This is a genomic window from Pseudarthrobacter chlorophenolicus A6 (genome assembly GCF_000022025.1).
GTDB classification, from domain to species: Bacteria; Actinomycetota; Actinomycetes; order Actinomycetales; family Micrococcaceae; genus Arthrobacter; species Arthrobacter chlorophenolicus.
On record NC_011886.1, the window covers coordinates 422,644 to 443,622 of the forward strand.

The 20,979-nt window shown below is 67.0% G+C and carries 22 protein-coding genes; 13 read left to right on the forward strand and 9 right to left on the reverse strand.

Going from position 1 to position 20,979, the window contains the following annotated elements; all coding sequences use genetic code 11:
- Position 1 precedes the first annotated feature (1 nt).
- From ACHL_RS01975 to ACHL_RS01990, 4 genes are read left to right on the forward strand one after another with little or no spacing between them, the layout of a single operon-like run.
- Positions 2 to 997, forward strand: a complete 996-nt coding sequence (locus tag ACHL_RS01975) for a carbohydrate ABC transporter permease (protein WP_015935626.1) — start codon at positions 2 to 4, stop codon at positions 995 to 997.
- Complete coding sequence (locus ACHL_RS01980) at positions 994 to 1,905, forward strand: carbohydrate ABC transporter permease (RefSeq protein WP_043793694.1); 912 nt, start codon at positions 994 to 996, stop codon at positions 1,903 to 1,905. The genes ACHL_RS01975 and ACHL_RS01980 overlap by 4 nt, the downstream gene beginning before the upstream one ends.
- Positions 1,902 to 3,386, forward strand: a complete 1,485-nt coding sequence (locus ACHL_RS01985) for a glycoside hydrolase family 1 protein (protein ID WP_015935628.1) — start codon at positions 1,902 to 1,904, stop codon at positions 3,384 to 3,386. Before ACHL_RS01980 ends, ACHL_RS01985 begins: the two co-directional genes overlap by 4 nt.
- On the forward strand, positions 3,386 to 4,438 hold the full coding sequence (locus tag ACHL_RS01990; RefSeq protein ID WP_015935629.1) for a LacI family DNA-binding transcriptional regulator: 1,053 nt from the start codon (positions 3,386 to 3,388) through the stop codon (positions 4,436 to 4,438). The genes ACHL_RS01985 and ACHL_RS01990 overlap by 1 nt, the downstream gene beginning before the upstream one ends.
- A gap of 37 nt (positions 4,439 to 4,475) precedes the next feature.
- On the opposite strand, the gene ACHL_RS01995 is transcribed toward ACHL_RS01990, so the two are convergent.
- The 5 genes from ACHL_RS01995 to ACHL_RS02015 form a co-directional block, all read right to left on the reverse strand.
- On the reverse strand, positions 4,476 to 4,925 hold the full coding sequence (locus ACHL_RS01995; RefSeq protein WP_015935630.1) for a DapH/DapD/GlmU-related protein: 450 nt from the start codon (positions 4,923 to 4,925) through the stop codon (positions 4,476 to 4,478).
- Positions 4,926 to 5,018: 93 nt separating this feature from the next.
- Positions 5,019 to 5,678 carry a GntR family transcriptional regulator gene (locus ACHL_RS02000; protein WP_015935631.1) on the reverse strand — a complete coding sequence of 220 codons (660 nt, stop codon included), beginning with the start codon at positions 5,676 to 5,678 and terminating at the stop codon, positions 5,019 to 5,021.
- A gap of 115 nt (positions 5,679 to 5,793) precedes the next feature.
- Complete coding sequence (locus ACHL_RS02005; RefSeq protein WP_015935632.1) at positions 5,794 to 6,825, reverse strand: transketolase family protein; 1,032 nt, start codon at positions 6,823 to 6,825, stop codon at positions 5,794 to 5,796.
- On the reverse strand, positions 6,822 to 7,745 hold the full coding sequence (locus ACHL_RS02010) for a transketolase (protein WP_015935633.1): 924 nt from the start codon (positions 7,743 to 7,745) through the stop codon (positions 6,822 to 6,824). Before ACHL_RS02010 ends, ACHL_RS02005 begins: the two co-directional genes overlap by 4 nt.
- Positions 7,746 to 7,778: 33 nt before the next feature.
- The gene (locus tag ACHL_RS02015) at positions 7,779 to 9,116 is read right to left on the reverse strand and encodes an MFS transporter (protein ID WP_043793695.1); all 1,338 of its coding nucleotides are present in this window, start codon (positions 9,114 to 9,116) and stop codon (positions 7,779 to 7,781) included.
- A gap of 185 nt (positions 9,117 to 9,301) precedes the next feature.
- Here ACHL_RS02015 and ACHL_RS02020 point away from each other — a divergent pair, with 185 nt between their 5' ends.
- The 6 genes from ACHL_RS02020 to ACHL_RS02045 all read left to right on the forward strand — a co-directional run bounded on the left by ACHL_RS02020 (position 9,302) and on the right by ACHL_RS02045 (position 14,063).
- On the forward strand, positions 9,302 to 10,126 hold the full coding sequence (locus ACHL_RS02020; RefSeq protein ID WP_015935635.1) for a sugar phosphate isomerase/epimerase family protein: 825 nt from the start codon (positions 9,302 to 9,304) through the stop codon (positions 10,124 to 10,126).
- 141 nt (positions 10,127 to 10,267) lie between these two features.
- The gene (locus tag ACHL_RS02025) at positions 10,268 to 11,041 is read left to right on the forward strand and encodes an SDR family NAD(P)-dependent oxidoreductase (protein WP_015935636.1); all 774 of its coding nucleotides are present in this window, start codon (positions 10,268 to 10,270) and stop codon (positions 11,039 to 11,041) included.
- A gap of 46 nt (positions 11,042 to 11,087) precedes the next feature.
- Positions 11,088 to 12,851, forward strand: coding sequence for a dihydroxyacetone kinase family protein (locus ACHL_RS02030; protein WP_015935637.1), 1,764 nt, complete (start codon positions 11,088 to 11,090; stop codon positions 12,849 to 12,851).
- Positions 12,848 to 13,339 carry an RpiB/LacA/LacB family sugar-phosphate isomerase gene (locus ACHL_RS02035; RefSeq protein ID WP_015935638.1) on the forward strand — a complete coding sequence of 164 codons (492 nt, stop codon included), beginning with the start codon at positions 12,848 to 12,850 and terminating at the stop codon, positions 13,337 to 13,339. Before ACHL_RS02030 ends, ACHL_RS02035 begins: the two co-directional genes overlap by 4 nt.
- A 14-nt stretch (positions 13,340 to 13,353) precedes the next feature.
- Positions 13,354 to 13,623 (forward strand): hypothetical protein, encoded by a 270-nt coding sequence (locus ACHL_RS02040; protein WP_015935639.1) that lies wholly within the window; start codon positions 13,354 to 13,356, stop codon positions 13,621 to 13,623.
- Positions 13,623 to 14,063 carry an SRPBCC family protein gene (locus ACHL_RS02045; protein WP_015935640.1) on the forward strand — a complete coding sequence of 147 codons (441 nt, stop codon included), beginning with the start codon at positions 13,623 to 13,625 and terminating at the stop codon, positions 14,061 to 14,063. Before ACHL_RS02040 ends, ACHL_RS02045 begins: the two co-directional genes overlap by 1 nt.
- On the opposite strand, the gene ACHL_RS02050 is transcribed toward ACHL_RS02045, so the two are convergent.
- Positions 14,041 to 15,600 (reverse strand): carboxylesterase/lipase family protein, encoded by a 1,560-nt coding sequence (locus ACHL_RS02050; protein WP_015935641.1) that lies wholly within the window; start codon positions 15,598 to 15,600, stop codon positions 14,041 to 14,043. The genes ACHL_RS02045 and ACHL_RS02050 overlap by 23 nt on opposite strands.
- Between ACHL_RS02050 and ACHL_RS02055 the strand changes: the two genes are divergently transcribed.
- Positions 15,599 to 16,459: a GAF and ANTAR domain-containing protein gene (locus tag ACHL_RS02055; RefSeq protein ID WP_139187354.1), complete on the forward strand. Its 861-nt coding sequence runs from the start codon at positions 15,599 to 15,601 to the stop codon at positions 16,457 to 16,459. The two genes, ACHL_RS02050 and ACHL_RS02055, sit on opposite strands and share 2 nt — an antisense overlap.
- Here ACHL_RS02055 and ACHL_RS02060 read toward each other — a convergent pair.
- On the reverse strand, positions 16,444 to 16,734 hold the full coding sequence (locus ACHL_RS02060) for a hypothetical protein (RefSeq protein ID WP_015935643.1): 291 nt from the start codon (positions 16,732 to 16,734) through the stop codon (positions 16,444 to 16,446). The genes ACHL_RS02055 and ACHL_RS02060 overlap by 16 nt on opposite strands.
- A 100-nt stretch (positions 16,735 to 16,834) precedes the next feature.
- On the opposite strand from ACHL_RS02060, the gene ACHL_RS02065 reads away from it, so the two are divergent.
- Positions 16,835 to 17,551, forward strand: a complete 717-nt coding sequence (locus tag ACHL_RS02065; protein WP_015935644.1) for an AAA family ATPase — start codon at positions 16,835 to 16,837, stop codon at positions 17,549 to 17,551.
- Between the two features lie 52 nt (positions 17,552 to 17,603).
- Here the strand turns inward: ACHL_RS02065 and ACHL_RS02070 are convergent, their stop codons facing one another.
- Entirely contained in the window at positions 17,604 to 18,608 is a 1,005-nt protein-coding gene (locus ACHL_RS02070) for a methyltransferase family protein (RefSeq protein ID WP_322787030.1), read from the reverse strand.
- Positions 18,609 to 18,767: 159 nt separating this feature from the next.
- Between ACHL_RS02070 and ACHL_RS02075 the strand changes: the two genes are divergently transcribed.
- The gene (locus tag ACHL_RS02075) at positions 18,768 to 19,598 is read left to right on the forward strand and encodes a nucleoside hydrolase (RefSeq protein ID WP_244266505.1); all 831 of its coding nucleotides are present in this window, start codon (positions 18,768 to 18,770) and stop codon (positions 19,596 to 19,598) included.
- A 55-nt stretch (positions 19,599 to 19,653) separates the two neighbouring features.
- Here the strand turns inward: ACHL_RS02075 and ACHL_RS02080 are convergent, their stop codons facing one another.
- Positions 19,654 to 20,913: a glycoside hydrolase family 1 protein gene (locus ACHL_RS02080; RefSeq protein WP_015935647.1), complete on the reverse strand. Its 1,260-nt coding sequence runs from the start codon at positions 20,911 to 20,913 to the stop codon at positions 19,654 to 19,656.
- Positions 20,914 to 20,979 lie beyond the last annotated feature (66 nt).

Sequence of the window (20,979 nt, forward strand, 5' to 3'; positions counted from 1 at the left end):
CATGGCAGTCACCGACCGGGTCACGCCCCAGGCAAGCCCCAGCCCCAGCCCCGGCGCGGGGCGTGACGGCGGAAACGTCCGGCGCCTCGCGTTCTCGCAGCAGGTTTCCAGATGGGACGTCAAGCTGTCCCCGTACCTCTACGTCTCTCCCTTCTTCCTGCTGTTCGCCGTCACTGGCCTTTTCCCGCTGGTGTACACGGCCTGGGTTTCACTGCATAACTGGAACCTCATCGGCGGGCAGGGAAAATTCACGGGACTGGAAAACTACGCCTTCGTGGTGGCCCAGCCGTACTTCTGGAACGCTGTGGGCAACACCTTCAGCATCTTCATCCTCTCCTCCGTTCCCCAGGTGGTGGTGGCCCTGGTGGTCGCTGCGGTGCTGGATGCGAACCTGCGGGCAAGGACGTTCTGGCGGATGGGGGTGCTGGTGCCGTTCGTGGTGGCCCCGGTGGCGGTGGGGCTGATCTTCAACAACCTCTTTGCCGACCAGTTCGGACTGATCAACGAGATGTTGAAGGCGCTTGGGCTTGACCCGGTCCGGTGGCACTCCGACCCGGTGGCAAGCCATGCCGCCATAGCCACCATGGTGAACTTCCGCTGGACGGGCTACAACGCCCTGATATTCCTCGCTGCCATGCAGGCGATTCCGCGGGACGTGTTCGAAGCGGCCACGATCGACGGCGCCGGCAGGCTGCGGCAGTTCTTCTCTGTGACAGTACCCATGCTTCGCCCCACCATCATTTTCGTGGTGATCACCTCAACCATCGGCGGCCTCCAGATTTTCGATGAACCCCGGGTCTTTGACCAGTCCGGCCTGGGCGGCGCGGACCGCCAGTGGCAAACGCTGACCATGTACATCTGGGAGCTCGGCTGGGGCCAGCGCAACTTCGGCAGGGCCTCCGCGGTGGCGTGGCTGCTCTTCCTGATCATCGTCCTGATTGCCCTGCTCAACTTCGTCATCACCAAACGCATTGCCAGCCAGGAAGGCCGCAAGTGAGCTCCATTCCCATGATCGAACAGACTGCCGGCAAAGGTGCGGCCAGGGCAGCGGCCCGGCGCGGCGGCGGCAACCGGCGGACAGGCTTCGGCGCAGGCCGCCGCCCGGGCTTCCCCACGTATGGCTTCCTCGGTGCCGTGCTGCTTGCCTCGATCTTTCCGCTGTACTGGTCGTTCCTGGTGGGCAGCCATGACAACACCGTCCTCAGCCGTGGCATCCCGCTGCTTCCCGGCGGGAACTTCCTGGCCAATGCGGCCAAGGTCTTCGACAGCATCCCGTTCTGGAAGGCGATGGGTAACAGCCTGATCGTTTCCGGCGTGACGGCCGCATCCGTCGTCGTCTTTTCCACCCTGGCGGGGTTCGCCTTTGCCAAGCTCCGCTTCCGCGGCAGCAGGGCCCTGCTGGTGTTCGTGATCGCCACCATGGCGGTCCCCACCCAGCTGGGCGTGGTCCCGTTGTTCATCGTGATGTCCAAACTGGGGTGGACGGGCTCCCTGTGGGCGGTCATCATCCCCGGCCTCGTGACGGCGTTCGGGGTGTTCTGGATGACGCAGTACCTTCGGGATGCCCTGCCGGACGAGCTGATCGAGGCCGCCCGGATGGACGGCGCCTCGATGATCCAGACGTTCCTGCACATCGGTTTTCCGGCAGCGCGCCCGGCGGCCGCCATGCTGGCGCTGTTCACTTTCGTGGCCACCTGGACCAACTTCTTCTGGCCTTTCATTGTCCTTGACCCCTCCAACCCCACCCTCCCGGTGGCCCTGCAGCTGCTGCAGGCCGCCCACTTCGTGGACTACTCCGTGGTCCTGGCCGGCGCCGTCCTGGCCACCGTCCCACTCCTGCTGCTGTTCATTGCCGCAGGCCGTCAACTCGTATCCGGAATCATGCAAGGAGCAGTCAAAGGATGAGTTCCACCCAACGTCCGTTTCCGGAGGACTTCCTCTGGGGGACGGCAACAGCTGCCTACCAAATCGAGGGCGCAGCACACGCCGAAGGCCGGGGGGACTCCATCTGGGATGTGTTCGCCCGGCTCCCCGGTGCCGTGGCGGATGGCCACAACGGGGACATGGCCTGCGACCACTACCGGCGCTACCGGCAGGACGTGGCGCTCATGGGCCGGCTGAACATGAAGGCCTACCGGTTCTCCACCTCCTGGGCCCGCTGCATGCCTGACGGCGTCACACCCAATCCTGACGGGATCGCCTTCTACTCCCGGCTGGTGGATGAGCTGCTGGCTGCCGGCATCACCCCGTGGCTGACCCTCTACCACTGGGACCTGCCCCAGGCCCTGGAAGACAACGGCGGGTGGGCCAACCGGGACACCGCCTACCGCTTCGCCGACTACGCGGCACTTATGCACAGCGTGCTGGGGGACAGGGTCCGCATCTGGACCACCCTCAACGAACCGTGGTGCTCGGCGTTCCTGGGTTACGCGGCAGGAATCCACGCTCCGGGCCGGCAGGAACCCCGGGCCGCCCTGGCTGCGGCGCACCACCTGCTGCTCGGCCACGGCCTGGCAGCGGCGGAGCTCCGCCGCCGGGATACGGAGGCCTCCCTGGGCATCACCCTGAACCTGACAGTCTCCGACCCGAGGGATCCCGGCAGCGAAAGCGACCGTGATGCAGCGAGGCGGATTGACGGGCAGTTCAACCGGATCTTCCTTGACCCGCTGTTCCGCGGCGAATACCCGGCTGACGTCCTGGCGGACGTAGCGCACCTGGGAATGGCGGACCTGGTGCAGGACGGCGACCTTGAGCTGATTGCCACGCCGCTGGATCTCCTGGGCGTCAACTACTACCACGGCGAATCGCTCACCAAGGATCTGGCAGGGGCCCAGGAACAGGCGGCCCCGGAAACCACATCGGTCCCCGGGCAGGCAACCCGCGCGGTGGCATCGCCGTTCGTGGCGGCCGACGGCGCCAGGTCGGTCCGCCGGGGCCTTCCTGTCACGGGAATGGGCTGGGAGGTGCAACCCGAAGGACTCCGGCGCCTGCTCAACCGACTCCACACCGAGTACACGGGACCGGCCGGGATCCCGATCTACATCACCGAGAACGGCGCAGCCTATGACGACGTGCCCGATGCCACAGGTTTCGTGGACGACCAGGACCGGCTGGGCTTCTTCGCCGCCCATCTTGACGCCGTGCACCGGGCCATTGCGGACGGCGTGGATGTCCGCGGCTACCTCGCGTGGTCACTGCTGGACAACTTCGAGTGGTCCTTCGGCTACCACCAGCGTTTTGGCATGGTCCGGGTGGACTATTGCACCCAGGACCGGATTCCGAAAGCGAGCGCGCTGTGGTACTCATCGGTGGCATCCGGCAACGCCCTTCCTGCGGGCAGCAGCCCCGTCCCGCCGCCGGCCCGGGGTGTCGTATTGTCGGTGTAATGAACGCAAACTCCAGCCGCCCTGCCCCGGCAGCGGCAGGGCGGCCCAGTCCTACGCTGGAGGACCTGGCGTTGGCAGCCGGGGTGTCCCGCTCCACCGCTTCCCGTGCCATCAACGGCGGGTCCAAAGTGAGCGCCCAGGCACAGGCTGCCGTTGACGCCGCAATCGTGGCGCTGGGCTACACCCCCAACCGTGCTGCCCGGAGCCTGGTCACCCGGCGCGCCGGATCCGTGGCGCTGGTGATCCCCGAACCTGACGCCAGGGTGATGATGGACCCGTACTTCGCCGCGGTGATCATGGGCGTCAATGAAGCACTCCGCGAGACGGACCTGCAGTTGGTCCTGCTCATGTCCCGGGCCGGGGACGACTCGGCGCGGACCATCCGCTACCTGCGCGGCGGCCACGTAGACGGCGCGATCGTGGTCTCCCACCACCGCGCCGATGACTGGGTGGAGTCCCTGGGCGCCACCGGACTGCCCACCGTCTTCATCGGCAGGCCGTGGGACACGGAATCCGGGATCCCCTACGTGGACCTGGACAATTTCGAGGGCGGCCGGCTGGCGGCGCGGCACCTGTCCGGCGCCGGGCGCAGCAAACTGGCAACCATTGCCGGACCCACTGACATGACAGCCGCCGTCGACCGCCTGCAGGGCTGGCTGCAGGGACTCCGGGAAGCGGGCCTCCAGCCCGGACCGGTCATCCACGGGGACTTCACGACGGCGGGCGGCGCCGATGCTGCGGCCCGGCTGCTGGCGGAGGCCCCCGATGTGGACGGGATATTCGCCGCATCAGACCTTATGGCGCTCGGCGTCGTGGACACTCTTCGCCAGAAGGGGCGGCAGGTGCCGGATGAGGTGGCGGTGGTGGGCTTCGACAACCACTCCCTCCAGGCGGCAAACGGCCTGGGGCTCACCACGGTGGCCCATCCCATGGCGGACATCGCGGCCGCGGCCGGAAAGCTCCTGGTGGACGCCATCGCGAATCCCGGGGAGCTGCCGGAACCAGTCATCTATCCTGCGGAACTGGTGGTGCGCGGAAGCTCCGCAGCGTAGCACGTCGGAAACGGCGGGTGGCTGCCCGGCGCCGGGCCTAGGCGGCCAGGCCGCCCCCTGTTTTCCGGTGTGGACGGTGCTTCGCCCGGGCAAGGCGGGAATGGGCGCCGGCAAGGACTTCGCTGCCGTCCGTCACGGTGCTGTCCGAATCCAGGTGCACGCCATGCTCAACCAGGACGCTGGACCCGATCCGCGAATGGCTGCCGATGTGGACGCGGTTGCCGATCACAGTGGCGCGGCCAATGCGGACGCCGTCGCCGATCACCGTCCGCGCGCCGATCTTGGCTTCGCGGTCAACCCAGCTGCCGTGTCCGATCCGGCAATTGGCGCCGATCACCGCGCCGTGTTCCACGTAAGTCATGGGGCCGATCCGGGCGCTCTCGGCCACAACGGCCCCGGGCGAAACGAAGCCACCGCCATTGGCGTGCCGGACGTATCGGGTGACCTTGCCGGCGTCGTCTTCTACTGATTCAAACTTTGCGCTCATCACATCCCTAACCACTGGCGGGTTTCCTACCGCACAGTAAGTTAACGGTTGACGGTCCGCAGTGATTCCCAGGGACGTGGCTGCACATGCGGCCTAGGAGACGAGGTTCGCGGCGGCGGTGTCCATGTGTTCGAGGATGGTTTTCCGCGCCAGCCCGGCGTCGCCGGTATCGATGGCGGCCACAATGTCCCGGTGGCGGTCAACGCTCATGTTGCTGACGCCCTTTTCCAGCCCGGCGAACATGATGGACATCCGGATGGACCCTTCGAGGGACTCCCAGGAGTGGAGGAGGGTTTCGTTGCCGGTAAGGCGGCACAGGGTCCGGTGGAACTCGAGGTCCGATTCGATCCGCTCTTCGAGGGTGCCGCCGGTCGCCGAACCCATGGCGTCAATGGCGGCGTGCAGCGACTCGGTGACGTGCTGGCGGTCCGCGAGCTCGCACAGCGTCCGGGCAGCCAGCGATTCCAGCGCGGCGCGGACGGCATAGATGTCCCGAATTTCCTTCTCGTCCAGGTGGCGTACCGAAAGGCGGCCACGCGGGCCCGCGGAGAGGAGGCCCTCCTGCTCCAGCTGCCGCAAGGCCTCCCGGAGCGTGCCCCGGCTGATCTGCAGCATCTCGGACAGTTCGGTTTCCACCAGGTGCCGGCCCGGTGCCAGTTCGCCGCTGGTGATGGCGGTCCGCAGCGCCGAGAGGGCCTGCTCGCGCAGGCTCTTCTTTTGCAGTCCCAGCAGCGGGGCTGTCAGTCCGGCCATGGCATCCGTCCTCAGTGTCATAAGTCGACTGTTTACAGTCGTAGTTCGATGGTACGGCAGAAAGCACGGCACCGGCCGGGACCGGTGCCGTGCTTTCTGCCGGGTTACCGGCCTGCTAGCCGAGTTCGGCGAGGACCTTCGTCACGATGCGGTCCGTGGCGAGCCCGTACCGGTCGTGCAGGGTGGGGAGGGCGCCGGCGTCGAGGAACTGGTCCGGAAGGCCGATGGGAACGACGCGCTTGCCCACGCCGGCGGTGACGACGGCGGAGGCAACGGTTTCGAACAGGCCCCCCACCACGGAGTGGTTTTCCAGGGTGACGGCGAGCCTGTCCGTGTTGATCTCCTTCAGCACTGTTTCGGCGTCGAACGGCTTGATGGTGGGCGTATGCACCACGGCGACGTCCACGTTGTGGGCCGCGAGGGCCTTCGCCGCCTGCAGGGCACGCATGGTCATCAGCCCGGAGGAGATGAACACGACGTCGTTGCCGCCGCGCAGCACCTTGGCCTTGCCGAGCTCGAACGTGTAGCCGTACTCATCCAAAACGGTGGGCACGTTTCCGCGGAGCAGCCGCAGGTACGTGGGGCCCTCGGACGCTGCCAGCTGCGGCACGGCCTGCTCGATGTCGACCGAGTCGCAGGGGTCCACGATGGTCAGGTTGGGCATGCCGCGGAAGATCGCCATGTCCTCGGTGGCCTGGTGGCTGGGACCGTACCCGGTGGTCAGGCCGGGCAGGCCGCCCACGATGTTGACGTTCAGGTTCGGTTCCGCGGCGTCCAGGCAAAGGAAGTCGTAGGCGCGGCGGGCAGCGAACACCGAGTAGGTGGACGCGAACGGCACCAGACCGGTTTCGGCCAGGCCCGCGGCGGCACCGAAGAGCAGCTGCTCTGCCATGCCCATCTGGAAGAACCGCTCCGGAAAGGCCTTGGCGAAGATGTGCATGTCCGTGTACTTGCCCAGGTCCGCCGTCAGGCCCACGATCCTGTCGTTCTCCTGCGCGGCTTTGACCAGGGCGTGCCCGAACGGCGCGGACGCGGTCTTCTGGCCGGGGTCGGCGAAGGACGCGATCATCGCCGAGGTTTTGAGCTTGGGCTTGGCGGGTGTTGCAGCCGCTGCTGCGGTATCGGGGGCCTCGGTGGTGGTGCTCATGCTGAAGCCTTTCCTTCGTAGCCGGCGGTGAGCTGCTCGCGGCAGACCTGCCATTCGTGTTCTTCGATGCGCATGAAGTGCGCCTTTTCGCGGTCCTCCAGCAGCGGAACGCCGCGGCCCACCTTGGTGTCGCACAGGATCACGGAAGGACGTCCGATGGCGGCGGCCTGGGAGGCTGCGTTGTCGAACGCTGCGAGCAGCGCACCGACGTCGTTCCCGTCCACCCGCTGGGTGTACCAGCCGAACGATTCCCACTTCTCCGTCACCGGTTCGGTGCGGAGCACGGTGTCCGTCTTGCCGTCGGCCTGCAGGGCGTTGATGTCCACCATGGCGGTGAGGTTGCCCAGCTGGTGGTGGTGCGCACCCATGGCGGCCTCCCACGTGGAGCCCTCGTCGAGTTCACCGTCGGAGAGGAAATTGAACACCCGGGCGCCGGAGCCCTGGTACCGCAGGCCCAGGGCCATGCCAACGGCGATGGTCAGGCCGTGGCCCAGGGAACCGCCTGAGATTTCCATGCCGGGGGTGTACGTGGACATCCCGGACATCGGCAGCCGCGAATCGTCGGAGCCGTAGGTTTCGAGCTCCGCCACCGGGACGATGCCGGCTTCGGCGAGGGCAGCGTAGTGGCCGATCGCGTAGTGGCCGGTGGAAAGCAGGAACCGGTCGCGGGCTTCCCAGTGCGGGTCTTCGGCGCGGAAGTTCAGCTGGTCCCCGTACACGGTGGCCAGCATGTCGGCGGCCCCGAGGGCCTGGCCCACGTAGCCCTGGCCCTGGACTTCGCCCATGTTGAGGGCGTGGTGCCGGATCCGGTACGCTGCGGCGCTGATCTTGTCCACCCGTTCCGGGGTTACCGCGGCCTGCCGGGTCTGTTCCTGCAGTGTCTGCCCCTGCGGGGTCTCCTGGACGGTATCTGTAGGCATTTCGTGCTCCGTGGTTGTTGGGTGCGCGGTCATTCAGGCGTTGACGGTGTTGGGGGTGCTTTTGGTGGCTTCCTCGGCCAGTTCGCGCTCCCGCTTGCCCCAGGTTTCCCGGGTGGCGACGGCGGCCCACAGGCCCACTGCCGCGTAGAGGCCGAACAGCATGGCCGGGCCCATCCACCCGAAGCTGACGAACAACAGGGTGGTGATGAAGGGGGTGAAGCCGGAAACCATGGCCGAGATCTGGTAGGCAAGGCTGGCGCCGGAGGCGCGGGTCTTCGCCTGGAAAAGCTCCGGGAACCAGGCACCCTGGGCGCCGGCGAGCGAGTTCTGGCAGACCGCGTAGGAGATCACGATTGTGAGGATGATGGCGATGAACAGGCCGGTGTTGACCATCAGGAACATGGGGACCGCGAAGAGCACGGCGAACGCGCAGGACCAGATGTACAGGGGGCGGCGGCCGATCTTGTCGGTCAGGCGGGCCCAGGCTGCGGTGGCGAAGATGCCAATGGCTGAAGCGATGCAGAGGGCTACCAGGGTCTCGGTCTTGTCCGCCAGCTTTTCGGTGTGCAGGTAGGAAATCATGTAGGTGATGGATACGGCGTAGCCGGCAGTCTCGGCCACACGAAGGCCGATGCCCTTGACGATGTTGCGCCAGTCGGTCTTGAGGACCTCAACGATGGGCGACTTCACGATGTCGCCGCTGTCCTTGACCTCGTCAAAGACCGGGGACTCGGGAACCTTGGAGCGGATGATCAGGCCGACAGCCACCAGCACGATGCTGGCCAGGAACGGAACGCGCCAGGCCAGCTCGCCGCCCAGGTTGACGCTGACGAGGAAGACCAGGTTGGCCAGCAGCAGGCCCACCGGGAAGCCGGCCTGGACGATGCCGGTGTACTTGCCCTTGGACTTCCAGGGTGCGTGCTCGTAGCTCATCAGGATGGCGCCGCCCCATTCAGCGCCGAAGGCCAGGCCCTGCACGATGCGGACGAATACCAGCAATGCCGGGGCCAGCAGGCCAACCTGGGCGTATGTGGGTAGCAGGCCGATCAGGAACGTGGCCACACCCATGAGGATCAGCGACGTGACCAGCACGGGCTTGCGGCCCACCTTGTCACCCAGGTGGCCGCCGATGATGCCGCCCAGGGGACGGGCGGCGAAGCCAACGCCCAGGGTGGCGAAGGCGGCAAGGGTGCCGGTGACGGGATCGCCGGTGGGGAAGAACGCGGTTCCGAAGTACAGGGCGGCGGCGGTGCCGAAACCGATGAAGTCATACGTCTCGATCACAGCGCCCACACCGGAGCCAATGGCAACGCGCCTGGCGTCCTTGGTTCCGTGGACCGGACCGCGCATGGTCAGAGCCTCTTTGCTCATGTTGGGTTCCCTTTCGAAAAGCGGCCTCAGGAAGTCGCCGCTGTCGACTGTTAACAAATGATATCCCCAGTGTGACCCGCATCATGGTGACTGTCAACAGTCAACTTCACGGGTTGACTGTTGACAGTTAACGAAGCTAGTGTGGTCGGCATCACTACCGCTTCGTACGAACCAAGGGATCAAAGATGTTCCACTCCAGCCTCGGATGCTCGTCCATCAGCTTCCGGCACCAGGACCTCGGTGCGGCGCTGCGCACCATAAAGGAGCTGGGGTTCGAGGAGATCGACCTCGGTGCCCTGCCCGGCGTTTGCGACCACGTGCCCCATGAACTGGATAAGGCCGCCGTTGCCGCAGTCTCGGCACAGGTGAACGCCTCCGGACTCCGGGTCCGTTCCGTGAACGGGGACATCGGAGACTTGAATGCAGTGCTCGACGACGATGCCCAGGCAGCGCGTCAGCGGCACCTCGACGCCCTGCTCACCCTGACCTCCAACATCGGCGCGAAGGCGCTGGTCCTGCCCTGCGGCGCCCTCACCCATGAATCGGTGCGCAGCGAACGTGAGGACCTGGACCTCATCGCCGCCCAGCTCCTCGGTGCCGGACAACGCGCAGCCAAGTTCGGCGTCGAACTCTGGACCGAGTCCCTCCACTTCCTCCGGTTCTGCTGGAACCTGGAGCGCGCGGGACTGCTGGCGGACCGCCTGGCCGGTTCCGGCGTCGGAATCGTCATGGACTTCAGCCACATCGTGGCGTCCGGCGAGGACATCCAGGACTACCTGGACTTCCATGCGGGACGCATCAGCCACGTGCACCTGCGGGACGCCGTGCCGGGGAACATCAACCTCAGCATCGGCAACGGCCAGGCGGACTTCGCCGGCGGCCTGGAACGGCTCGCCGCCCAGGGCTACGCCGGCCACTTCTCGCTCGAACTCGAAACCCGGGACGTCACCAATGACGAACGCCCCGCCGCTGCCGCCAAGGCAGCAAGCTTCATCACCGACCTTCTCTAAACCCACCTACGTAGATGCCGTTGGGCCCATAACGGCAATTACGTGGGCCCCTGCCGGCGAGGGCCCAGACCTGAGCTTGCGAAGGTTGGGAGCCGGTAGGGAGCAATCGATGCACCAAAACAAATCCAAGGAGCACCAATCATGACCACCATCCAGCGCACCGCCGTCCTCACCGGAGCAACCTCGGACCGGGGCATCGGCATCACCACCGCCCGGCGCTACGCCCGTGAGGGTTGGGCCGTCGTCATCCTGGACCTCGACGGCGAAAAGTCAGCCAAGGTCGCCGCCGAGATCGGCAACGAATTCAACGTCCCCGCGTTCGGCCACGAGATCGACGTCGCTAACGAGGCCTCCGTGACCGCCGCCCAGGCCGCCGTCGCATCGGAGGTCGCCGCCGGCAACCTCCCTCCCGTCGGCGCACTGGCCAACATCGCCGGCATCACCTCGCCGGTTCCGTTCCTGGAAACCACCCTCGAGCTCTGGCACAAGGTCATGGACGTCAACGCCACCGGCACCTACCTGGTGAGCAAGGCGTTCCTGCCGGACATGATCGAAAACGGCTGGGGCCGGATCGTGAACATGTCCTCCGTATCCGCCCAGCGCGGCGGCGGCGTCTTCGGCAAAGTCCCCTACTCTGCTGCGAAGGCCGCCATCCTCGGCTTCACCAAGGCCCTGGCCCGTGAACTCGGCACCACCGGCGTCACCGTCAACGCCATCACCCCCGGCGCCGTGGACACCAACATCCGCGTGGGCAGCACCGACGAACAGGAAGCCGCCATCAACGCCGGCATCCCGCTGGGCCGCAACGCCACCACCGAGGAAGTGGCCTCCGTGATCACTTTCCTGTCCTCCGAGGATTCCGCGTACCTGACCGGGACCGTGGTGGACATCAACGGCGGAAGCCACATGCACTAAGGGCCCCGCAGCCCTTCCGGACCACTCCCACGCCAGAGAGCCCACCATGACAAAGATCTTTAATGACCCCTCGGACTTCGCCGAGGAAGCCCTCGCCGGCTTCTGCGACATCCACTCCGGACTGGTCCGCCAGGTTTCCGGCGGTGCGGTCCGCCGCTACCGGCCCGCCCGGCCCAAAGTGGCTGTCCTTGCCGGCGGCGGTTCCGGCCACTACCCGGCCTTTGCCGGCCTGATCGGCACGGGATTTGCCGACGGCGCCGTGGTGGGCAACATCTTCACCTCGCCTTCCGCTCAGCAGGCCTACTCCGTGGCCAAGGCAGCCGAGTCCGGCGCCGGCGTCGTTTTCACCTACGGCAACTACGCCGGCGACGTAATGAACTTCGGGATGGCCAGCGAACGCCTGGCCGCCGAGGGCATCGCCGTGGAGAACGTCCTGGTGACGGACGACATCGCCAGCGCCCCGCCGTCGGACATCGACAAACGCCGCGGCATCGCCGGTGACTTCACCGTCTTCAAAGTGATGGGCGCCGCCGCCGAAACGGGTGCGGACCTGGCGGAGGTGGTCCGGCTGGGCCGCAAGGCCAACAGCCTGACCCGCACCATCGGCACCGCCTTCGCCGGCTGCACCTTCCCCGGCGCGGAGTCGCCGCTGTTCTCACTGCCGGAGGGGCAGATGGGCCTGGGCCTGGGCATCCACGGCGAGCCCGGCCTGCACGACACGGACCTGCCGTCCGCCAAGGAACTGGGGCAGGAACTGGTGGCCAGGGTGCTCGCCGAAACCCCGTCTGGCGCGGGGGAGCGGATCGCCGTCATCCTCAACGGCCTGGGCTCCACCAAGCACGAGGAACTGTTCGTTCTGTGGGCCGCCGTGGCACCGCTGCTGCGCGGCGCGGGCTACACGCTGGTGATGCCGGAAGTGGGCGAGCTGGTCACCAGCCTGGACATGGCCGGTGTTTCGCTGACCGTCACCTGGCTCGATGACGAACTTGAGGCGCTGTGGGTTGCCCCCGCTGAAACGCCCGCCTACCGCCGCGGCACTGCGTCGGCGGAGGCCGGGGCGCTGTCCGGAGAGGAAACGTACGACGGCGGTGCCTCCGCATCGGCGTACGTCGCCACGGACGCCTCCCGCGGCTACGCTGCCGCGTGCGTCGGGGCTCTTGCGGCCGCCCAGGCTTCGCTGCACGGGGCCGAAGAACGGCTGGGCCGGATGGACGCCATTGCCGGCGACGGTGACCATGGGCGCGGCATGGTGCGTGGGGTAGATGCTGCGGCCGCCGCGGCAACTGCTGCCTACGGCCTCGGTGCCGGAGCGGGCGACGTGCTCGCCGCTGCCGGTGACGCCTGGGCGGACAAGGCCGGCGGCACGTCCGGTGTGCTTTGGGGTGCGGGGCTGCGCGCCTTCGGTGAAACGGTGGGCAACACCACCGTCCCCGGAAGTTCGGAGCTCGCTGCCGGAGTGGCCGCCTTTGCGGACCGCATTGTCGAACTGGGCAAGGCCGAAATCGGCGACAAGACCATGGTGGATGCGCTGCTGCCGTTCACCTCCTTCCTCAGCAGCCAGGTGGCGCAGGGGACGGCTCCGGAGGACGCCTGGGCCGCTGCCGCCCGGGAGGCTGCTGCCGCCGCCGAAGCCACAGCCCAGCTGCTGCCGCTGAAGGGACGGGCCCGGCCGCTGGCAGAAAAGAGCCTGGGCACCGCTGACCCCGGGGCCACCTCCCTGGCCATGGTGTTCGGCGTCATGGGGCCGCATTTCGCCGGGAACATCCCGGCAGCACAGGACAACGCTTCCCGGGAAAGCATCGGGGCATGAGCACGGAAGGGCAGGCCATGGGGCTGAGGCTGATTGTTGGCGCGGACGAAGCCGGCGTCGACTACAAGGACAGGGTGCTGGAGGACCTGCGCAACGATCCCCGGGTCAGCGAGGTCATCGACATCGGCGTCAACCGCGGTGATTCGCCGGAGGACTTCACCAGGCCGTATCCGTACGTGGGCATCGCTGCCGGTGAAATGATCCGGGACGGCGCTGCCGACCGCGCCATCCTCTTCTGCGGTACCGGAATCGGCGTGGCCATTGCCGCCAACAAGGTGGAAGGTATCCGCGCCACGGCGGCGCACGATTCGTTCTCCGTGGAGCGCTCGGTGCTGTCCAATGACTGCCAGGTGCTCACCATGGGCCAGCGGGTGGTGGGCATCGAGCTGGCCCGCAGGCTGGCGAAGGAATGGATCGGCTACACCTTCGACCCGGGCTCCGCCTCGGCCGGCAAAGTCAAGGTCCTCAGCGACTTCGAGTCCTGCTAGGCAGGAGGGGTGCCGTGGATTCGTACCCGTATTCGGAGTGGGCGCGCCTGATCGGAGTCCCTGTGGAGGTCCGCCTGGGCCACCGGACGGTGCGCTCCGGCGTGGTGGACAACGCCATGCCGGACTCGTCCGCCGTGTGGCTCGCCGGGGACGCGGCCGGCGGCCGGGAACTGTTCACGGCGGCTGACGGATACGAGCTGTGGATCAGCCCCCGGCAGTTGGGTGGCACACTTTGCTACAAGATGGCTGCCTCCCAGCTGCAGGGTGCTCCTAGACTGGGGTGATGATCACAGTCGCCGGAAGTGTGGAAACCAAACTGTCCGCTGAGAAGGCGTTTGCCTTCCTGAGTGAATTCGAGAACACCAGCAAGTGGGACCCGGGCACCCCCGTGATGGACAAGATCACGCCCGGACCCGTAGCCGTGGGACACAAGTACCATGCTGAGGCTGAGTTCCGGGGGAAACGCCAGAAGCTGATCTACGAGGTCATCGAGCTGACGGGCAGCCATATCAAGCTGCGCGGGGAGAACAAGACCGTGGTCTCCTTCGATTCCATCGATGTCAGCCCCAATGGCGCCGGTTCGGTGGTGAAGTACACGGCCGAGTTCAGCATCAAGGGGCCGGCCAAGATCATCCAGCCGCTCCTGAAGCCACTGTTCATGCAGCTCCGCGACCCCGCGTTGAAGGGCCTCAGGGACACCCTTAACTCACTGGCTGCTGCCTGACCTGGTTCGCGGCAAAAAACATCCGGATCCCGCTCCGTGGGTCGGCCTCCAGCCGGGGCGGGTCGTTGAGGACCATGGTGTGGCGTCGCTGCCCGTATTCCGGCCAGGCCAGGCCTGGCTGTGCCGGAGTCCCGTTGCGGGCGAACGCCGCCCAGGCTCCGCTCATGGCGTCGCTGAGGGCCTGCGGAGCTTTGCCCCGGGTCAGGTAGGCGGCGTCCGGAGAGTCCAGGTGCCGGAAAACGAACGGGATGTCCAGCGTGTGGCAGGACCCCAGCTTCCCGCCCATGGCCGGGCTGGGCCAGGTGAACAGGTAGGCGAACGTCCCGCCGTGCCCTGCGCTGCCTGCTGGCCGGAGCCTCGCATCAAGCAGGTTGTTGCTGGGCTGGCGGTACACCGAATCGGCAATGGCCGCCTCCAGCAGCTCCTTGCCCCGGGGCTCGCGCTTCAGCACGCCCGCCAGTGCTTCCGCGTATTCCGGGGCGCAGTCTCCCGGCAGGCCGCCGGCGGACAGGACCGCGGCTGCGCGGTCCGGGTAGCCGGGATCGTCCGGCAGGTCCGGGCGCATTTCGACGGCGAAGGACCCTTCGTTGAGGTTGGTGCCCACCAGCAGGTCCACGCCGCTGTTAAGCCCGTTCCGGACGGCGTCCAGTGGAGGTTCCGGCAATGAAGGGGTTCCCACCGCTGGCTGGAAGGGGAGCGGCACCGCGTAGTTTTCGGCGGCGATCCGCTCCTGCATCCGCTGTTGGGCGGCCAGCAGCCGTTCCGCCGGGAGTGCGGCCATCTCACCGGCCGTCGATTCGTCCAGGCCGCAGAGCCGCAGGAATTCAGCAGTCACCCGCGCAGACACCTCCGGTGTGCGGAAACGCTCCGCGGTGCCGCTTTGCATGATGGCCCGCCGGAAGAGGCCTTCCGACGCCGGCATGCCCAGCAGGGTGCCGATGGCTGCCGCGCCCGCCGATTCCCCGAACAGGGTCACGTTATGCGGGTCGCCGCCGAACCCTGCGATGTTGTCACGCACCCAGCGCAGCGCCTCCAGCTGGTCCAGCAGGCCGAGGTTGGACGAATCCCCGAAGCCCTCGCCGAGCAGATGCGCCAGGTGGAGGAAGCCGAGCGCTCCCAGCCGGTAATTGATGGCCACCACCACCGTGTCCGTCGCTGCGGCGAGGCGGGCGCCGTCATACATTCCGTCACTGTTGGCCCCTGTCACGTAGGCGCCGCCGTGAATCCAGACCATCACAGGCCGGGCGGGGCCGCCGGTGTCCGGCGTCCAGACGTTGAGGTTTAGGCAGCCGTCTTCGCTCCAGGCCAGCGGGGCCTCGCCCGGATCCGCGGCGTCCGGGTTCTGGGGTGCTGCGGGGCCGTACCCGGTGGCGTCCACCTCGCCGGTCCATCCGGGGAGGGCAGCCGGCGGGTGGAAGCGCAGGTCCCCTGATGGAGGCTGGGCATAGGGGATGCCGAGGAACCGGTGCACGGGGGTGCCGTCCACGGCCAGGGTGGTTCCGCGGAAGGTTCCGCCATTGCTGGAGGCGAGCTTCATGATTGACACCTTACGGGGTGTCCGCGGGTACGCTGAGGACTACCGTTCGGCAGTGGGCGGCCATGGTGTGCCATGGCTCATCAATTGTGTCCGGGAGGGAAGACTTGTGGTTGACACCGGGGTTTCGGGTGGCGAGGTTTTTGCCGATGTTGCAGCCCATGTGCAGGACCTTGTCCTGCAGAGTCCTGACGTGGTCCGGCTCCTGGACAGTCTTGCCCTCTACGCGGTAGCCCGGCTGGGCAGCGTAGGCCGGGAGCTTTTCTGCGGCATCTCCGTCAGCCGTCCCAAGAAACCCACAGCAGCGGCTGCCAGCGACACCAAGGCGAGGATGCTTGACCAGCTTGAACTCAAGTACGGCCAGGGGCCGGCAGATTCCGCGGTGGGCAGCGGATCCACCATCCACGTCAGCGACCTGCGGGAAGAAACGCGGTGGCCGGACTACGCCGCCGCGGCCACACATCAGGGTGCCTGTTCCGTGCTGGCCATGCCGCTGCAGCTCGAGGGTGAGGACCGTGGTGTGCTGGTCCTGTACAGCGGGCAGCCTGACGCTTTTGGACCCGATGCCGTTGCCATGGCCGAGGCCTTCACAGAACAGGCTGCGAAAGGCCTGGCGCTGACGTTGCGGATGGCCAAGCTCCAGGACACCAAAGACGGCCTGAGCGCCGCCATGCAGACGCGGACTGTCATCGACCTGGCCACCGGTGCCATCATGGCGCAGAACCGGTGCAGCCAGGATGACGCGTTCAAGGTGCTGCGGGAAGCCTCCAACAGCAGGAACATGAAGCTGCGGGACGTCGCTTCCCTGGTGGTGTCCTCTGTTGCCGGCGGCGCGAAGACGATCACCTACTTCGACGAATAGGGATCCTTGGGCTCCACGGGAAGCACCGTCAGCGGGGAACTGCTGTATGGCGCCCTGACCACCAGCTCCGCCTCGGCGCAGCTCTCATTGACGGCCTGGGACAAGGCATCGCGTTCCTTTTCCGGCAGCGCCCCGGCTTCCAGGCTGTAATTGCGGATGTCCTGCTCGGAGGCGTCGCCGCCGAGGGCCACATAGTCGAGCCACAGCGCACCGATGTCCAGGTTGTGCAGCCTGATGACCGCGCCGGTCAGGGCCTGCTGGTCCGCCTCATCCATTGTCCCTCCTAGCTTTGGGAGATCATCTCCACCGGGATTCGGAACCGGGATGCCTGCGGATGGGTGCGGATTGAACTTTTTTTCCTGTGAGAATGGGTCCATGGATCCCGGCACCTATCCCATCCGGCGGCTGGTGGAGAACCCCGGCAACGTCCTGGACCGCGGCCGGTGGCCGGCCGACCTGCCAGTTGTGGCCCAGATCCTGGAGAATGGCCTGGACCTTGCCCCGGCGACGATCCTGGTGGGGGAGAACGGTTCGGGTAAGTCCACGCTGGTGGAGGCGATCGCCCTGGCGTACGGGTTGTCCCCGGAAGGCGGGTCAACGGGCGCCCGGCACTCCACCCGGCCCACCGAATCAGTACTGGCCGGGCACCTGCAACTGGTCCGGAACGCGGGCGCCACCCGCCGCGGGTATTTCCTGCGCGCCGAGACCATGCATGGGTTCTTTACGTACCTGGAGAACAACCCCGGCGGCCCGGACGCCGCCTTCCACGACATGTCACACGGGGAGTCCTTCCTGGAATTGGCGGTCAGCCGGTTCCGCGGACGCGGACTATGGGTCCTGGACGAACCGGAATCCGCCCTGTCCTTCTCCGGCTGCCTCAGCCTGCTGGCGATATTGAAGGACTTGCTCGCGGAAGGAAACTCACAGGTGGTGATGTCCACCCACTCGCCCCTGCTCGCCGCGCTTCCGGGTGCGCAGATCCTGGAAGCTGGCCCCTGGGGGCTGCGGGAGCGCGCCTGGGAAGACCTGGACCTCATCACCAATTGGCGCAACTTCCTCGATTCACCCCAGCGGTACCTCCGGCACATCTAACAGATAGCGGGGGTGGCGTCCGTTCCCCGGCGGAGCAGCAACGGCGCAGCGGCTACACCCGGCGGAAGGAAGGGAGCCAGCACGGTACTGCCTCGCGGTATGCCTCGAAGGCGCTGCCGAAGCGGGCCTTGAGATCGGCCTCCTCAAGCGGCCGCACCGCATAGTTCCAGACCAGTGAACCCAGGACGGCATAGCCCACCACAAACCAGGAGTGCAGCATGAAACCCACCGCCGCGCCCTGGACAACGCCGGCCACCGCCATCGGATTACGTATCCAGCGGTACGGCCCGGCAACCACCAGCGTGGTGGCCATGGCAGCGGGCAGCGGTGTCCCCTTGCCCACCGTGGACATCGAAATGGCAGACCAGATGCCCAGCGCGCTGGCCAGGACCAGAATCACCAGGCCGGCCGCGCCTGCTGCCTGGGGAAAATCAGCAGCCAATCCCCAGCGCCGCTCGAGGAAGTCCAGGAACAGGGGGAGGAGCCCCAGGAAGAAGCCCCAGAAGATGATGATCTGGCCGAACGTGGCAGCCACATGGAACCGGGCGTCCCGCTGGCGGGCGGGGCGGAACGCAAACGGTCCGCGGATAATCCACTCCACGGGAATTCGTCCCCAGCAGGCCAAGCAGAGGGCCGCGGTTGAACCCGCGGCTGCGGCTGCCATGATGAGGACTCCCGTGCCCGCCTGCATGGTGACAGTGGCGTAGGCGCCGAGCGCAATGGTGACGATGGTGGACCATGCGGCAACGACGGCGGCAGCGGCCCGGCCACCGGCGGCAGCGGCGGCGGACCCCACCACGAAGAGCGGGATGTCGAAGACGGCGACCAGGGCGGGATCGAGGTTGCCGAGGGTGGCAGTGCGCACGGTGGGAGACACCGCGACGGCGGCCCACCACAGGGCTCCGGCCAGCGACTGCAGGGCAAAGTACGCCCGGCCCCACCCGATCCACTGCGGCACGGATTCCCCCGAATCTCTCCCGGCATCCCTGGCGAATGCCTTCTGTTCCGCCCTGCCGGCCGCGACGGATCCCGGAGCTTTCCAGTGAATGAAAGCCACGGCCCCGGCATGCGGTGCGGCGGCAAGACTTTTTCCTGAGACTACCCGTCGAGCCGGGCAGGCGATGCCGGTGCTCCCCGGACGCCCGGCCATACCGACGCCGGGGCAAACCGACGCCCGGCAAACCACATTTGGCGAAGCGAAAGGACCAGGATGGATATGATTCGGGTTGAACCCAAATGCAGGGTCATCATCGACAACGATTGGGCAGGTGATCCGGACGGGCTGGTGGGGCTGGCGCATCATGCGCTTTCCGCGGCAAACCGGATCGTTGCCGTCACGGCATCGCTGACCAATCCCATGTTCGGGCCGCCGGAGGGCCGCGCCGTGGCCGGGGCGGATCTGGCGGCGGAGTTGTTGCGGGTCCTCAAGTTGACGGCCCCATCCACCGTCCACGCCGGACCCGACGCCCCGTTCACGGGACAACCGCGGGAATCGGCAGCGGCCCGGGCCATCATCGCCGCAGCTGCCGCACCGGCCGGCGCAGGCCTTCCACTGATCCTGGTCTGCGCAGGTCCCCTGACGAATGTTGCCGATGCCCTCCTGCTGGAGCCTGCCATCGCGTCGGCATTCACACTTGCCTGGGTGGGCGGAGCGGAGGTCAACGGCGACGAATACAACTACTTCACCGACCCCGCCGCTGCGGAGTTCGTCCTGGGCAACCAGGATCTTGCCGTGTGGCAGTTTCCGGCTGAAACGTACCGGCGCATTGTCGCCCCGGTGGCGGAGCTGGACCAGCTGTTCCGCACTGCCGGGCCGGCAGGTACGTGGTTGTGGGAGCTTTTCCATGGCCTGGACGTGCCGGACTTCGTGAAGTTCGGGCCGCTGTGGTGCCTGGGGGACAGTGCACCCTTGGTGGTGACAGGACTCGACGACGTCACCTCCACGTTCACGGAGGCGGGCACCCACCCCGTCCGCCGCACGTACACAGCCGTGGATACCCGGCTGATCATGGCGGACTTCGCCGCCAAGCTGCGGCTGCAGGGGTAGCGCGAAAAAGACATGGCCCGGATTCCCCGTGGGAAATCCGGGCCCTTCGCCGTGGTCAGGCGGGTTGGGCCACCTGGGAGGCCGCATGTTCCCGGGCGAAGCTGCCCAACCAGTGCGCGCTCTCCTTGGGGGTGCGCTCCTGGGTGGTGCGGTCTACGGCGATCAGTCCGAACTTGGGCCGGTACCCGAACACCCATTCGTAGTTGTCGAATGCTGTCCAGGCGATGTACCCGCCCACTTCGATGCCGTCGGCAAGGCAGGACGCGACGCCCTCGACTGCGGTCTGCAGGTAGGCCAGCCGCTGGGTGTCATCTTCCGTGGCCAGGCCGTTTTCCGTGACGATTACCGGGATACCCGCTATCCGTGCTGCCTCCCGGATGGTCGCTTCCAGGCCCTGCGGGTAGATTTCCTCACCCATCTGGTTGGTTTCCACGCCATCCGGCGCCGGGGCGTGGCCTTCGGGGCCGTACACCGTGCGGCCATACGTCTGGATGCCCACAAAATCGTCGCCACGGGAAGCTTCAAGGAACCGTTCATTGACGTCGCGGCGCACCTTGTCAGCAATCGCTTCGCCGCCAGGGATGGACTGGATGTCGGAATTGGCGAGTGTCCAGCCCACCCGCAGGTCCGGGCGGTGCGCCTTGATCACGGCGGTAGCGGCCTGGTGCGAGGCCAGCTTCACGGCGAACCCGGCCTCAGTGGAGCAGAACTGGAACGGGGCAACGCTGCTCGGGTCAACGCCCAGGCGTTCCGCTGCGGCGGCCCAGACGGGTACGGATCCGCGGTTTTCCGGGGCTTCCCCGCCAATGCCGAAGGACTCCAGGAGCCAGGGCAGGTTGGGTTCGTTCAGCGTGCAGGCGACGCCGATGAGGTGGCCCAGGTGAGTCATGGCGCGGTCGCAGTACCGGGCAAACAGCTCTGCCGTGCGGGCCCCCTCCCACCCGCCGGACTGCAGCAGCCACAGCGGTGAGGCGAAGTGGTGGAACGTCACCACCGGGGTGAGCCCGTGCTCGACGCAGGCCTCCAGGACACGCTTGTAATGGTCCAGCGCGGCCACGGAGAACTGGCCTTCGGCCGGTTCGATCCGTGCCCACTCGAGGGAGAAGCGGTAGCTGGTGAAGCCCAGCTCCGCAATCAGGGCAATGTCCTCGCGGTAGCGGTGGTAGTGGTCCACAGCGTCTCCGGACGGCTCAGAAAACATGCTCCCGGGCAGCTGCTCCAGGAACCAGGTATCGCTGTTGACGTTGTTGCCTTCCACCTGGTGGCCCGCGGTGGCCACGCCCCAAAGGAAGTCCTGCGGAAACTGGTTGGTCATGTGGTTCCTCTCGTGATGGGGGCCGGCCAGGCGGCCCCCAGGCGTCTCTGCCTTCATCCATCCTGT